Source organism: Wenjunlia tyrosinilytica (assembly GCF_014646055.1).
GTDB classification, from domain to species: domain Bacteria; phylum Actinomycetota; class Actinomycetes; order Streptomycetales; family Streptomycetaceae; genus Wenjunlia; species Wenjunlia tyrosinilytica.
In genome coordinates, this window is record NZ_BMMS01000169.1 from 1 (window position 1) to 547 (window position 547).

1 protein-coding gene is annotated in these 547 nt (G+C 68.6%); it reads right to left on the bottom strand.

Going from position 1 to position 547, the window contains the following annotated elements; genetic code table 11:
• Positions 1-547 (bottom strand): acyltransferase domain-containing protein (locus IEY86_RS36085; protein ID WP_189136110.1); only part of this gene is annotated, 547 nt, incomplete at both ends.

Here is a 547-nt window from a genome sequence, read left to right on the forward strand (position 1 = left end):
CTGCGCAGCGCCACCACACGAGCGCCGTCCTCCAACGACAGCCCACCCGCCACACACGCCGCCGCGATCTCACCCTGCGAATGACCCACCACCGCACAAGGCTCCACCCCACAAGAGCGCCACAACGCCGCCAGCGAGACCATCACCGCCCACGACACCGGCTGAACCACATCCACCCGATCCAACGGCGAAGCACCGCGCACAACCTCCAGCACGGACCACCCGACAAACGGCTCAAGCGCCGCCCCGCACGCCTCCAACGACGCCGCAAACACCGGCGAGCATTCCAAAAGCTCCCGCCCCATCCCGACCCACTGAGCACCCTGACCGGGAAAGACGAACACCGTCCGGCCCACATCCGAGGCAACACCCCGCACCACCGAAGACACCACCTCCCCCCGGGCCAGCGAGCCAAGACCGCTCAACAACACGTCCCGATCCCCACCCAGCACCACCGCACGGTCCTCGAACACCGAACGCGACCGCACCAACGACCACGCCACATCCACCGGACGCAACCCGGCCCGTGCCCCTGCAAACGCGCCCA